This window comes from Streptomyces sp. MUM 203J (genome assembly GCF_022414595.1).
Taxonomy (GTDB): domain Bacteria; phylum Actinomycetota; class Actinomycetes; order Streptomycetales; family Streptomycetaceae; genus Streptomyces.
This window is the reverse complement of the sequence record NZ_JADWYO010000039.1, coordinates 18,458-31,023: the sequence shown is the minus strand read 5'-3', so window position 1 is coordinate 31,023 and position 12,566 is coordinate 18,458. Positions and strand designations below refer to the sequence as shown.

Genomic DNA, 12,566 nt, shown 5'->3' with positions numbered 1-12,566 from the left:
GCGCTTGGGGAGCGGTACGGGGGACGGGGCGCGAAGGCCCCGGTTCCGGGAGGGAGGGCGATCGGGGAAAGACCCGTCACCGGACATGCTCGGACGTCCAGGCCGCACACGGCGTCAGGCAGGCTCGGCGCAAAGAAGGCGCGCGGCCACGCGGCGTCTCAGGACCTCAGTCGAGCAACGTCCACTCCGATCGGCGGCAACAGGGCGTGGACGACGTTAGAGGTCACGCGCCGCGTCCGGCAACGCATTTACGGATCAGCGCGCATCCCTCAGCAGCCGGGCCAGGTCATGGTCCAGGTCCAGGTACAGATGCTCGAAGCCCACCGGCACCACCTGCAGTGTCCGCTGGGCGAACCGCCACAGCTCCGAGCGGCACACCTGCACCATCGCGACACCCTCGGGCACGTGGAACTCCAGCACCGCCCGGTCCCGGCCCCACGGCCGCACCCGCACGTCACCGGACCCGGCAGGCCGCCTCAGGCCCGCAAGGAGCAGCTCGCGCGAGAACTCCCAGACCACCTCGACGCCCTCCAGCGCCGCTGCCGCCGGGAAGGACATCCGTACCGCGAAAGGATCGCGCCGGTCGTACCGCAGCGTGGCGGGGACGGTCTCCATGCGGGGCGCGGACGCGACGAGGCGGGCTTCCACGGCCTGCTCGATGACGGTCGACAAGTCCTGCTCCCTGAATCGGTCTCCCTCGTACCCGGAAGGACGAGCGTTCGGGGCGAGGCGTGCACCGTGAAGTCATGTGACCTGCATCACAGTACGGGGTGTCCTCACAGGGTGCCCCGCCGTAAGGTGAGGTTCATCATGAAGATCATCGAAACGCCTGCCGACTGGCCCTCCGACGAGACGGAGGCGCTCGCGGCGCAGGACGCGCTGCGGGGCCGCGTCGTCCTCGACGAGCCCGGACCGCCGCCCGGCAGGGGGCTGGTGACCGGCGTGGACGTGGCGTACGACGACGAGCGCGACCTGGTCGCGGCGGCGGCCGTCGTACTGGACGCGCGCACCCTGGAGGTCGTGGACCGCGCCACCGCCGTCGGGCGGGTCTCCTTCCCGTATGTCCCGGGGCTGCTGGCCTTCCGGGAGCTCCCGGCCGTGCTCGCCGCGCTGGAGGCCCTCAGCGCCGCACCGGGGCTCGTCGTCTGCGACGGATACGGGCGGGCCCATCCGCGCCGGTTCGGGCTCGCGAGCCATCTGGGCGTGCTGACCGGGCTGCCGGTCATGGGTGTGGCCAAGAACCCCTTCGCTTTCACCTGCGAGCCGCCGGGGGAACGGCGCGGCGCCTCCTCGCCGCTGCTCGCGGGAGACGAGGAGGTGGGGCGGGCGCTGCGTACCCGGGACGGGGTGAAGCCCGTGTTCGTCTCCGTCGGTCACCGCGTCACGCTGGCGAACGCCTGCGCCCACACTCTGGCCCTCGCTCCCCGCTACCGCCTCCCGGAGACCACCCGTCACGCCGACTCGCTGTGCCGCGAGGCGCTGAAGGAGGCGACGGCGGGGGCGGCGTGACGGGGGCGGCGTGACGGGCGCTCCGGCTCGGCGGGGTTGGCCACAGGCCTTGTGTGCGGGGGGACGCGTTTCTAGCATCATCACTGTTACAGCAGTACTGTCACAGTGACGTGGCGGTGGCGAGGGGAGCCGGAGCCTCATGACGACCACGACAGCCCGCCCTCAGGGCGAGGGCCATGGGCAAGGCCCGCTCGCCGGCGTGCGCGTGGTCGAGCTGGCGGGCATCGGTCCGGGTCCCTTCGCGGCCATGCTCCTCGCGGACCTCGGCGCCGACGTGGTCCGGGTCGACCGCCCCGGAGGCCCGGGCCTCGGCATCGACCCGGCGTACGACCTCACCAACCGCAACAAGCGCTCCGTCCTCGTCGACCTCAAGGCCGAGGGCGGACCGGCCCGGGTCCTCGACCTGGCCGAGCGTGCCGACATCCTCATCGAGGGCTACCGGCCCGGCGTGGCCGAACGCCTCGGCATCGGCCCGGACCCCTGCCTCGCCCGCAACCCGAAGCTGGTCTACGGCAGGATGACCGGCTGGGGCCAGGAAGGCCCGCTCGCCCCCCGCGCCGGCCATGACATCACCTATCTCGCCGTGAGCGGCACACTCTCCCTCACCGGCGGCGCCCCGGGCACCCCGCCCCCCGTGCCCGCGAATCTCCTCGGGGACTACGCGGGCGGCGCCCTCTATCTCGTCACCGGCGTCCTCGCCGCCCTGCACCACGCCCGCACCCCCGGGGGCACCGGACAGGTCGTCGACGCCGCCATCGCCGACGGTGCCGCCCACCTCGCCACGATGATCCACGGCATGCTCGCCGCGGGGGGCTGGCAGGACGGCCCGCGAGGCGGCAACCTCCTCGACGGCGGCTGCCCCTTCTACGGCACGTACGAGACCGCCGACGGCCGCCACATGGCGGTGGGCGCGCTGGAGGAGCGCTTCTACGCCGAGTTCGCACGGCTCCTCGGCCTGACTCCCGGGCAGGCCGGGGCCCGCGACGTCCCCGCCCGGTGGGGCGAACTCCGCGAGGCGGTCGCCGCCAGGTTCCGCACCCGCACCCGCGCCGAGTGGTCGACTGTCTTCGCGGGCACGGACGCCTGTGTGGCGCCCGTGCTGTCGCTGCGGGAAGCACCCGCGCACCCGCACCTGGCGGCCCGGGGCACGTTCACCGATCACGGCGGCCTCACCCAGCCCGCCCCCGCGCCCCGGTTCTCCGCCACGCCCGGTGCCGTACACCGCCCGCCCGCCCGGCCGGGCGCCGACTCCGCCGAGGTCGCCCGCGACTGGGACGTACCGAGCGTCACCACCGAACCCCACAGGAGGCCGCAGTGAAGCGCCGGATCTACAGCGACGGACACGACGCGTTCCGCGGTACCGTCCGTACCTTCCTCGCCAAGGAGGTCCTGCCGCACTACGCGCAGTGGGAGAAGGACGGCATCGTGTCACGTGAGGTGTGGCGCGCCGCCGGCCGGCAGGGACTGCTCGGCCTCGCCGTCCCCGAGGAGTACGGAGGCGGCGGCACTCCCGACTTCCGCTACAGCGCCGTCCTCGCGGAGGAGTTCACACGCGCGGGCGTGCCCGGCCTCGCCGTCGGCCTCCACAACGACATCATCGGCCCCTACCTCACGTCCCTCGCGACCGACGAGCAGAAGAGACGCTGGCTGCCCGGCTTCTGCAGCGGCGAGACCATCACCGCCATCGCCATGACCGAGCCCGGCGCGGGCTCCGACCTCCAGGGCATCCGCACCACCGCCGAGGACAAGGGCGACCACTGGCTGCTCAACGGCTCCAAGACGTTCATCTCCAACGGCATCCTGGCTGACCTCGTCGTCGTCGTCGCGAAGACCACCCCCGAGGGCGGCGCCCACGGGCTGTCCCTCCTCGTCGTCGAGCGCGGCACGGCCGGATTCGAACGCGGCCGCAACCTCGACAAGATCGGCCAGAAGGCCCAGGACACCGCCGAGCTGTTCTTCCACGACGTCCGCGTCCCCAAGGAGAACCTGCTCGGCGAACTGAACGGCGCGTTCGTGCACCTGATGACCCAGCTCCCGCAGGAGCGGCTGGCCATCGCCGTCGCCGCTGCGGCGGGCGCCGAACACCTGCTGGAGATCACCACCGCGTACGTCAAGGAGCGCGAGGCGTTCGGCCGCCCCCTGGCCGGGCTCCAGCACATCCGCTTCGAGGTGGCGGAGCTGGCCACCGAGTGCGCCGTGACCCGGGCCTTCGTCGACCGCTGCATCGAGGACCACGCGGACGGTGCCCTCGACGCGGTACACGCCTCCATGGCCAAGTGGTGGGCCACCGAACTCCAGAAGCGGGCCGCCGACCGTTGCCTCCAGCTGCACGGCGGATACGGCTACATGACCGAGTACCCCGTCGCCCGCGCGTTCACCGACGGCCGGATCCAGACCATCTACGGCGGCACGACCGAGATCATGAAGGAGATCATCGGCCGCTCCCTGCTCGGCTGACGCCCACCGCCCGCGCGCCCACTCTCCGCCCCCCCGCACCACCCTCCCCTCGCGACGCGAAAGGCCCGACCAGTGACCACCGAAGCGTACGTGTACGACGCGATCCGCACCCCCCGCGGCCGCGGCAAGGCCAGCGGTGCCCTGCACGGCACCAAGCCCATCGACCTCGTCGTGGGGCTCATCCACGAACTCCGCGGCCGCTTCCCCGGTCTCGACCCGGCCGCGATCGACGACATCGTCCTCGGCGTCGTCGGCCCCGTCGGGGACCAGGGCTCCGACATCGCCCGGATCGCGGCCATCGCCGCCGGGCTGCCCGACACCGTCGCAGGAGTCCAGGAGAACCGCTTCTGCGCCTCCGGCCTGGAAGCCGTCAACCTGGCCGCCGCCAAGGTCCGCTCCGGCTGGGAGGACCTGATCCTCGCGGGCGGCGTGGAGTCGATGTCCCGCGTCCCCATGGCCTCGGACGGCGGCGCCTGGTTCGCCGACCCGATGACGAACCTCGACACCAACTTCGTCCCGCAGGGCATCGGTGCCGACCTCATCGCCACCATCGGCGGCTTCACCCGCCGCGATGTCGACGAGTACGCCGCGCTGTCCCAGGAGCGCGCCGCCGCGGCCTGGAAGGGCGGACACTTCGAGCGCTCCGTCGTCCCCGTCACGGACCGCGCCGGACTGACGGTCCTCGACCACGACGAGCACATGCGCCCCGGCACCACGGCCGACTCCCTCGCCGGGCTCAAGCCGTCCTTCGCGGACATCGGCGAACTCGGCGGCTTCGACGCCGTCGCCCTCCAGGAGTACCACTGGGTCGAGAGGATCGACCACGTCCACCACGCCGGCAACTCCTCCGGCATCGTCGACGGAGCCTCCCTCGTCGCCATCGGCACCAGGGAGGTGGGGGAGCGGTACGGGCTGACGCCACGCGCCCGGATCGTCTCCGCCGCCGTCTCCGGCTCCGAGCCCACCATCATGCTCACCGGCCCCGCCCCCGCCACCCGCAAGGCCCTCGCCAAGGCCGGGCTCACCATCGAGGACATCGACCTCGTCGAGATCAACGAGGCGTTCGCCGCCGTCGTCCTGCGCTTCGTCAAGGACATGGGCCTGTCCCTGGACAAGGTCAACGTCAACGGCGGTGCCATCGCCATGGGCCACCCGCTGGGCGCCACCGGTGCCATGCTCCTCGGCACCCTGGTCGACGAACTGGAGCGCCAGGACAAGCGGTACGGACTGGCCACGCTCTGCGTCGGCGGCGGCATGGGCATCGCCACGGTCGTCGAGCGCGTCTGACCCCGTCCCCTCCCACAGGCCGTACCCGGCCGGACCTCTTACGGAGAACCAGGAATGAGCGAGAGCACCACCATCCGCTGGGAGCAGGACGAGACCGGCGTCGTCACCCTCGTCCTCGACGACCCGAACCAGTCCGCCAACACCATGAACCAGGCGTTCCGCACGTCGATCACCGCCGTCGCGGACCGTGCCGAGGCGGAGAAGGACTCCATTCGCGGCATCGTCTACACCTCTGCCAAGAAGAGCTTCTTCGCCGGCGGCGACCTCAAGGACATGGTCAAGGCGGGTCCCGCCGAAGCCCAGGAGGTCTTCGACGCCGCCGCAGGGATCAAGGACGCGCTGCGCCGCATCGAGACCCTCGGCAAGCCCGTCGTCGCCGCCGTCAACGGCGTCGCGCTCGGCGGCGGCTACGAGATCGCCCTCGCCTCCCACCACCGCATCGCCCTCGACGCACCCGGTTCCAAGATCGGCCTGCCCGAGGTCACCCTCGGCCTGCTTCCCGGCGGCGGCGGGGTCACCCGCACCGTCCGCCTCATGGGCATCGCGGACGCCCTGCTGAAGGTCCTGATCCAGGGCACCCAGTACAGCCCGCGCCGCGCCCTCGAGAACGGCCTTGTCCACGAACTGGCCGCCACGCCCGAGGAGATGACGGCCAAGGCCCGCGCCTTCATCGACGCCCACCCCGAGTCGCACCAGCCCTGGGACGTCCCCGGCTACCGGATCCCGGGCGGTACACCGTCCAACCCGAAGTTCGCCGCGAACCTGCCCGCTTTCCCCGCGAACCTGCGCAAGCAGCTGGGCGGTGCCCCCTACCCGGCCCCGCGCGCCATCCTGGCAGCGGCGGTCGAGGGCTCCCAGGTCGACTTCGAGACCGCCCTGACCATCGAGGGCCGCTACTTCACGGAGCTGGTCACCGGCCAGATCTCGAAGAACATGATCCAGGCGTTCTTCTTCGACCTCCAGGCCGTCAACGCGGGCCGCAGCCGTCCCCAGGGCGTCGAGCCCCGGACCGTCCACAAGGCCGCCGTGCTCGGCGCGGGCATGATGGGCGCGGGCATCGCGTACGCCTGCGCGAAGGCGGGCATCGACGTGGTCCTCAAGGACGTGTCGGCGGAGGCGGCCCGGAAGGGCAAGGCGTACTCGGAGAAGCTGTGCGCGAAGGCCGTGCAGCGGGGCCGCACCACCCAGGAGAAGGCCGACGCGCTGCTCGCCCGGATCCACCCGACGGCCGAGGCGGCAGACCTGGCGGGCTGCGACGCCGTGATCGAGGCGGTCTTCGAGGACACCGCGCTCAAGCACAAGGTGTTCCAGGAGATCCAGGACATCGTCGCCCCCGACGCCCTGCTCTGCTCCAACACCTCCACCCTCCCGATCACCTCCCTCGCGGAAGGCGTGGACCGCCAGGCCGACTTCATCGGTCTGCACTTCTTCTCGCCCGTCGACAAGATGCCGCTCGTCGAGATCATCAAGGGCGGGCGGACCGGCGAGGAGGCCCTGGCCCGCGCCTTCGACCTGGTCCGGCAGATCAACAAGACGCCGATCGTCGTCAACGACTCGCGCGGTTTCTTCACCTCGCGGGTCATCGGCCAGTTCATCCACGAGGGCGTCGCGATGGTGGGAGAGGGCGTGGAGCCCGCCTCCATCGAGCAGGCCGCCGGTCAGGCCGGATACCCGGCCCGGGTGCTCTCCCTGATGGACGAGCTGACCCTCACCCTCCCCCGCAAGATCCGCAACGAGTCGCGGCGCGCGGTGGAGGAGACGGGCGGCACCTGGCAGACGCACCCGGCGGAGGCCGTCATCGACCGCATGGTCGACGAGTTCGGCCGCCCCGGCCGCAGCGGGGGCGCCGGCTTCTACGACTACGACGAGAACGGCAAGCGGACGGCCCTGTGGCCGGGCCTGCGCGAGCACTTCGCGAGGACCGGCACGGACATGCCCTTCGAGGACATGAAGGAGCGCATGCTCTTCTCGGAGGCCCTGGACTCGGTCCGCTGCCTGGAGGAGGGCGTCCTCACGTCCGTAGCGGACGCCAACATCGGATCGGTCATGGGCATCGGCTTCCCCGCCTGGACCGGCGGCGTCCTCCAGTACGTCAACGGCTACGACGGTGGCCTCCCCGGTTTCGTGGCCCGGGCCCGCGAGCTGGCGGCCCGCTACGGCACCCGCTTCGAGCCCCCGGCGCTGCTGCTGGAGAAGGCGGAGAAGGGAGAGACGTTCAGCGACTGACGTCAGCCCGTCGGGGCCCCTCCGCCCGGGGAGCCTGAGTGGGGGCGGCGAAGCCCCGCCGTGGTTCCCGGGGGCCGGAGCCCCCGGTTCCCGGAAGGCGGGGGCGCGGGGAGAACGCCACCCGCGCTCCTACCGCCCGCCCTCTCCCGGCGCGCGGAACGCGCCCCGCAGCTCGTCCTTCAGCGACCGCTGGAACGCCGTGACCAGCGCCTGGACCACCAGCGGCTGCATATGCGCGGACAGCGACTTCATCGCCCGCACATGGGCAGGGTCCTCCGGGTCCGCCTCCCGCTCCCGGTACGGGTTCCACACCTCCTCCCGGAACAGCCGGGACAGCTCCTGGGCCGTGGCCCGCGCGTGATCCAGCAGGACCGTGCGGGCCGTCAGGATCGTCTCGTGCGCGATCGGCACGTCCAGCAGCTGCACACCCAGTCGCAGCGTCCCGAGATCGACCCGGTAGAGGCCGCCGTCCGCGCTGTCCGCCCCCTCGACCGGATGGAGCACGTCCATGGCGGCCAGCCGGTCCAGGTCCTCGCCCGACAGGCCGCGACCCGCCCGCCGCTCCAGCTCGGTGTGGCTCAGCTCCTCGGTGGTGTCGGGCGCCCAAGTGGCCACGAGGGCCCGGTGGATCGCCAGGTCCTGCGGGTTCAGCTCGGGCGGCAGCCGCTCCAGGTACCGCTCGATCGCCGCGAGAGTCATGCCCTGCTGCTGCAGTTCCTCGATCAGGGCGAGCCGCGCCAGGTGGTCGTGCCCGTACCGGCCGATCCTGCGGGGCCCGATCACCGGGGGCTGCAGCAGGCCCCGCGTGCTGTAGAAACGGATGGTCCGCACGGTGACCCCGGCACGGGCGGCGAGTTCGTCGACGGTGTAGGCCGGCTGCGGCTCGGTGTCGGTCGCCATGGATGCCTCGCTTCCGCTGTGGTGTCGCACCAGTGCAACAGTATTGCTGTCTCACCACAGCTGCGAAATGCCCTGGGCGATGTCAGTGTCCTCTCGTACGGTAGTTCGCATGACGGGGATCACGTACGTACGAGGCGACGCCACGGCTCCGACCGGCAAGGGCGTCAGGATCATCGCGCATGTCTGCAACGACATCGGCGGCTGGGGCAAGGGCTTCGTGCTCGCCCTCTCCCGCCGCTGGCCGGAGCCGGAGGCCGCCTTCCGCCGCTGGCACCGCGACCGCGCCCGCAACGACTTCGCGCTGGGCGCCGTCCAGCTGGTTCAGGTGGGCCCGTACCTGTGGGTCGCCAACATGGTGGGCCAGCACGGCATCCGCAGCGTCCGCACGGGCGGCGAGGGGGTCCCGGTCCGGTACCGGGCCATCGACACGGCCCTCACCGCGCTGGCCGGCCGCGCCGCCGAGCTGGACGCCTCCGTCCACATGCCCCGGATCGGCTGCGGTCTGGCGGGCGGCAGATGGTCTCGCGTCGAGCCCCTGGTCCACAACCGCCTGGCCGCCCGCGGCATCCCGGTCACGGTCTACGACCACGGGGGCTGAGGTCCGGCTCGCGGCGGCGGTTGCCGTCCCCGGGCCGTTCCCGGCCGGGGCTTCCCGGAGCCCCCGGGGCGACGCCGGGGACGCGGGCCGCCCGGCTCGGGCGGCCCGGCACCGCCACCCCGTGCCACTACGAGCCCGCGACCACCGGGTAGTGGTCCGACAGGTTCGTGTACGTGTATGACTTGCCCCAGCTGGACACCGTCCAGGGCGCGCTCTGTTCCTCGACCACGTCGTTGGTCCAGCCGGCCGGGCGGGCGTGACCGGCGCGATGCAGCACGTAGTCCAGGTCCTCGCGCGGGTCGCTCGGGTAGCGTTCCGCCGCGATGGAGTTGTCCCGGGTGTCGAAGGAGTACGGGTGCCCGGTGCGCGCGTCCGCACCCACCAGGCCGGCGTCGGTGAGCATCGTCCCGTACTCGGCCGTGCGCGAGTCCACGTTGAAGTCGCCCGCCACGAGGACCTGCTCGGACGCCGGGATGTTCTTCCGGTCCAGGAAGGCGTCCAGCTCCTTGAACTGCTTGCTGCGGACCTGCGCCGCCTCGCCCGCCGCGCAGCCCGGGTCGGTGGACTGCGCGTGCGTGCCCACCACGTGCACCCGGGTCCCGTTCACGTCCAGGACCGTGTACACGAACCCCTTGTTCGAGTACCAGTCGGCGCCGCACGCGTCCTTGTAGACGTACTGCTCCTTGCGCACGATCGGCCACTTGCTGAGCACCGTGACCCCGCCGTCCTCCGGGGTGAACGACGAGTACGCCCCGCCCGTGGCGTCCCAGCCGCTCTTGCCCCGCCCCATCACGGGCGTCTGGTGGGGGTACTGCGCGCGGGCGTTGTCCATCAGCGCCTCCGACGAGGAGTTGTCGAAGGCCTCCTGGAGCACGACGACGTCGTTGCCCTGGAAGAACGGCGTCTTCGGGATCTCCTTCGCCCGGTGGTCCTGCCCCCAGTTCGGGTACAGGCTCTTGCTGAACAGGAAGACGTTGTAGGAGAGGACCCGCAGCTCCGGCGTCGTCCCGGTGGCGGCGGCCGGGGGAGCGGCGGCGGTCAGTCCGGCGGCGGCGAGCACCGCAGAAGTCGCTGCGGACATGACAATAGATCCGATTCGCGGCACGGGAACTCCCAAGGAAGAGTGGGGGGGTTTGTGTGTGGCGCCGCACATCAAATCAGCCGCAGTTACCCCCGGGTAGCCCTCGGGTGGAGAAAATCTTGCGACGGCGGGGCGCACGGAAGAAGAACCCTCCGGCCGCGCCCGCGCCACCTCCGCCTGGCAGTGATCGCATACTGGAAGAAGACCGCCAGGCGACCACCACGAGAACATCCGGAGCAGCCCCCATGACCGAGGCCGAAGCAGTCCACCCCGCCCCGCCCCCGCCCGGCGGCGTGCTGTGGACCCTGGCAGGCGACATCCGCGCCCTGCTGATGCTGCCGGCCGCGCTCGCCCTCCAGGTGGCCCACCCCGCCGTCGGCGCCGGAGTCGACGACCACTCCGTCTTCCGCACCGACCCCTGGGGCCGGGCCGAGCGCTCCCTGCGCTCCCTCCAGCTCTGGACGTACGGCGGCGACGAAGCCGCCGAGGAGGGGCGTCGCCTGCGCCGCCTCCACCGCACCATCCAGGGCACCGACACCCGGGGCCGCCCGTACCACGCCCTCACCCCTGCCCACTACGCCTGGGTGCACGCCACAGGCTTCCCGGTCCAGCACCACGCCTTCCGCTACCTCGTCCGTCCCCTGACCGAGGCACAGGAGCGCCGGCTCTACGCCGAGTGGCTCCAGGTCGGCCGGATCCTCGGCATCCGGGACCGGGACATGCCCCAGACGATCGAGGAGTTCTGGCCCTACTACCGCAAGGTCCTCGCCGACGAGATCGAGCCGACCCCCGTCCTGCGGGAGCTGGTGGCGACCGACACCCGGGTCCCGCCCCCGGACCGGGGACCGCTCCCCGTCCTGATCCTCCTGCGCGCCCTGTGGCCGGTCCTGGGCCCCCGTTTCGTCCGGCTGCGTGCGTTCCTCACCATCGGTTTCATGCCGCCCGAGGCCCGCGAGGCCCTCGGGCTGGAGTGGACGGACGCCCAGGAGCGGACCCTTCGGCGCTTCGCCCGGGCCGTACGCCTCGTGGTGCCCGCGCTCCCCGAGCGGCTGCGCTACCTCCCCTACGCCTACCGGGCCCGCAGGGCACGCCGGCTCAGCCGTCGGTGAGCCCGTTGTGTGCGATGACCTGCGCGTACCAGCGGGCGCTGTCCTTCGGGGTCCGCCGCTGCGACGCGAAGTCCACGTGCACGATGCCGAACCGCTTGCCGTAGCCGTACGCCCACTCGAAGTTGTCGAGCAGCGACCACAGGAAGTACCCCCGCACGTCCACACCCTCGCCGAGAGCCCGGTGTACGGCTCCGACGTGCTGCCGCAGATAACCCACCCGCTCCGGATCGTGGACGTCGCCCTCCGGGTCGGCGTAGTCGTCGTAGGCGGCACCGTTCTCCGTGATCACCAGCGGGACACCCGGCAGTTCGTCCCGCAGCCGCACCAGCAGCCCGTACAGCCCGTCGGGGTCCACCGGCCAGTCCATCGCGGTACGCGGCCCCGGCGTGGACGCGAACCGCACATGCGGTTCGGCCCCCGGCCACGGCGAGGGCCCGTCGTGCGACCCGGCGGCCACCACCGTGGGCGCGTAGTAGTTGATGCCCAGCGAGTCGAGCGGCGCGGCGATCACTGCCAGGTCCCCGCCCTCCACGAACCCCCAGTCCGTCAACCGGGCGGTATCCGCCACCAGATCCTCCGGCAGCCGCCCGTGGAACACCGGGTCCAGGAAGAGCCGGTTCCCCAACGCGTCCACACGCCGTGCGGCGTCCCGGTCGGCGTCGGACCCCGTCAACGCCCCCACGGCATGCGGGTTGAGCGTCAGCGACACCTCGGCGCCCGCCGGAAGGGCGGCCCGCAGGGCCCGCACGGCCAGCCCGTGCGCGAGGTTCAGGTGGTGCGCGGCCCGCAGCGCGGCGACCGGTTCCGTACGCCCCGGTGCGTGCACCCCGGATCCGTATCCGAGGAACGCGGTGCACCACGGCTCGTTGAGCGTGGTCCAGGTGGCGACCCGGTCGCCCAGCGCGTCCGCGACGAGCCCGGCGTACTCCGCGAACCGCTCCGCGGTGCGCCGCTCCGGCCATCCGCCCGCCCGCTCCAGCTCCTCCGGCAGGTCCCAGTGGTAGAGCGTGGCGACGGGCCGTATCCCGGCGTCCCGCAACGCGTCGGCCAGCCGCCGGTAGAAGTCCAGCCCCTTCTCCGACACGGGCCCCCGCCCGCTGGGCTGCACGCGGGGCCAGGCCACGGAGAACCGGTAGTCCGTGACGCCCAGCTCCTTCAGCAGGGAGATGTCCTCAGCCGTCCGGTGGTAGTGGTCGGCGGCGATGTCGCCGGTGTCACCGTTGCGGACCTTGCCCGGTACCCGGCTGAAGGTGTCCCAGATGGACGGAGTGCGTCCGTCCTCCGAGGCGGCGCCCTCGATCTGGTAGGCGGCGGTGGCGGTTCCCCAGCGGAACCCTTCGGGAAAACGAAGCATCGACGACTCCGGCGAATCAGAGAGGGAGAGGAGAGGGAGAGGGAG

Annotated in this window: 11 protein-coding genes; 7 read left to right on the top strand and 4 right to left on the bottom strand. The window is 72.1% G+C overall.

The window, feature by feature from the left end; all coding sequences use genetic code 11:
• Positions 1-255: 255 nt before the first annotated feature.
• Positions 256-672 (bottom strand): SsgA family sporulation/cell division regulator, encoded by a 417-nt coding sequence (locus tag I3F58_RS19540; RefSeq protein ID WP_240109931.1) that lies wholly within the window; start codon positions 670-672, stop codon positions 256-258.
• Positions 673-810: 138 nt separating this feature from the next.
• Here I3F58_RS19540 and I3F58_RS19535 point away from each other — a divergent pair, with 138 nt between their 5' ends.
• From I3F58_RS19535 to I3F58_RS19515, 5 genes are all read left to right on the top strand, one after another.
• On the top strand, positions 811-1,509 hold the full coding sequence (locus I3F58_RS19535; protein ID WP_240109930.1) for an endonuclease V: 699 nt from the start codon (positions 811-813) through the stop codon (positions 1,507-1,509).
• Positions 1,510-1,648: 139 nt separating this feature from the next.
• Complete coding sequence (locus I3F58_RS19530) at positions 1,649-2,827, top strand: CaiB/BaiF CoA-transferase family protein (RefSeq protein WP_240109929.1); 1,179 nt, start codon at positions 1,649-1,651, stop codon at positions 2,825-2,827.
• A complete protein-coding gene (locus tag I3F58_RS19525; RefSeq protein ID WP_240109928.1) occupies positions 2,824-3,966 on the top strand; it encodes an acyl-CoA dehydrogenase family protein in 1,143 nt (380 codons plus the stop codon). The genes I3F58_RS19530 and I3F58_RS19525 overlap by 4 nt, the downstream gene beginning before the upstream one ends.
• 72 nt (positions 3,967-4,038) lie before the next feature.
• Complete coding sequence (locus tag I3F58_RS19520; protein ID WP_240109927.1) at positions 4,039-5,253, top strand: acetyl-CoA C-acetyltransferase; 1,215 nt, start codon at positions 4,039-4,041, stop codon at positions 5,251-5,253.
• Between the two features lie 54 nt (positions 5,254-5,307).
• Positions 5,308-7,479 (top strand): 3-hydroxyacyl-CoA dehydrogenase NAD-binding domain-containing protein, encoded by a 2,172-nt coding sequence (locus I3F58_RS19515; protein WP_240109926.1) that lies wholly within the window; start codon positions 5,308-5,310, stop codon positions 7,477-7,479.
• 129 nt (positions 7,480-7,608) lie between these two features.
• Here the strand turns inward: I3F58_RS19515 and I3F58_RS19510 are convergent, their stop codons facing one another.
• Complete coding sequence (locus I3F58_RS19510) at positions 7,609-8,379, bottom strand: MerR family transcriptional regulator (protein WP_240109956.1); 771 nt, start codon at positions 8,377-8,379, stop codon at positions 7,609-7,611.
• A 109-nt stretch (positions 8,380-8,488) separates the two neighbouring features.
• On the opposite strand from I3F58_RS19510, the gene I3F58_RS19505 reads away from it, so the two are divergent.
• Positions 8,489-8,977, top strand: a complete 489-nt coding sequence (locus I3F58_RS19505; protein ID WP_240109925.1) for a macro domain-containing protein — start codon at positions 8,489-8,491, stop codon at positions 8,975-8,977.
• A 127-nt stretch (positions 8,978-9,104) separates the two neighbouring features.
• On the opposite strand, the gene sph is transcribed toward I3F58_RS19505, so the two are convergent.
• A complete protein-coding gene (gene sph / locus I3F58_RS19500) occupies positions 9,105-10,058 on the bottom strand; it encodes a sphingomyelin phosphodiesterase (RefSeq protein ID WP_240109924.1) in 954 nt (317 codons plus the stop codon).
• A gap of 245 nt (positions 10,059-10,303) precedes the next feature.
• Here sph and I3F58_RS19495 point away from each other — a divergent pair, with 245 nt between their 5' ends.
• On the top strand, positions 10,304-11,167 hold the full coding sequence (locus I3F58_RS19495) for an oxygenase MpaB family protein (RefSeq protein ID WP_240109923.1): 864 nt from the start codon (positions 10,304-10,306) through the stop codon (positions 11,165-11,167).
• On the opposite strand, the gene I3F58_RS19490 is transcribed toward I3F58_RS19495, so the two are convergent.
• A complete protein-coding gene (locus tag I3F58_RS19490; RefSeq protein ID WP_240109922.1) occupies positions 11,154-12,521 on the bottom strand; it encodes a GH1 family beta-glucosidase in 1,368 nt (455 codons plus the stop codon). The two genes, I3F58_RS19495 and I3F58_RS19490, sit on opposite strands and share 14 nt — an antisense overlap.
• Positions 12,522-12,566 lie beyond the last annotated feature (45 nt).

Bases quoted from the DNA above. Each gene is read 5' to 3' on its own strand.
- I3F58_RS19515 (WP_240109926.1), top strand. From the start codon at position 5,308: ATGAGCGAGAGCACCACCATCCGCTGGGAGCAGGACGAGACCGGCGTC.
- sph (WP_240109924.1), bottom strand. From the start codon at position 10,058: ATGTCCGCAGCGACTTCTGCGGTGCTCGCCGCCGCCGGACTGACCGCC.
- I3F58_RS19510 (WP_240109956.1), bottom strand. From the start codon at position 8,379: ATGGCGACCGACACCGAGCCGCAGCCGGCCTACACCGTCGACGAACTC.
- I3F58_RS19530 (WP_240109929.1), top strand. From the start codon at position 1,649: ATGACGACCACGACAGCCCGCCCTCAGGGCGAGGGCCATGGGCAAGGC.
- I3F58_RS19505 (WP_240109925.1), top strand. From the start codon at position 8,489: ATGACGGGGATCACGTACGTACGAGGCGACGCCACGGCTCCGACCGGC.
- I3F58_RS19535 (WP_240109930.1), top strand. From the start codon at position 811: ATGAAGATCATCGAAACGCCTGCCGACTGGCCCTCCGACGAGACGGAG.
- I3F58_RS19495 (WP_240109923.1), top strand. From the start codon at position 10,304: ATGACCGAGGCCGAAGCAGTCCACCCCGCCCCGCCCCCGCCCGGCGGC.
- I3F58_RS19490 (WP_240109922.1), bottom strand. From the start codon at position 12,521: ATGCTTCGTTTTCCCGAAGGGTTCCGCTGGGGAACCGCCACCGCCGCC.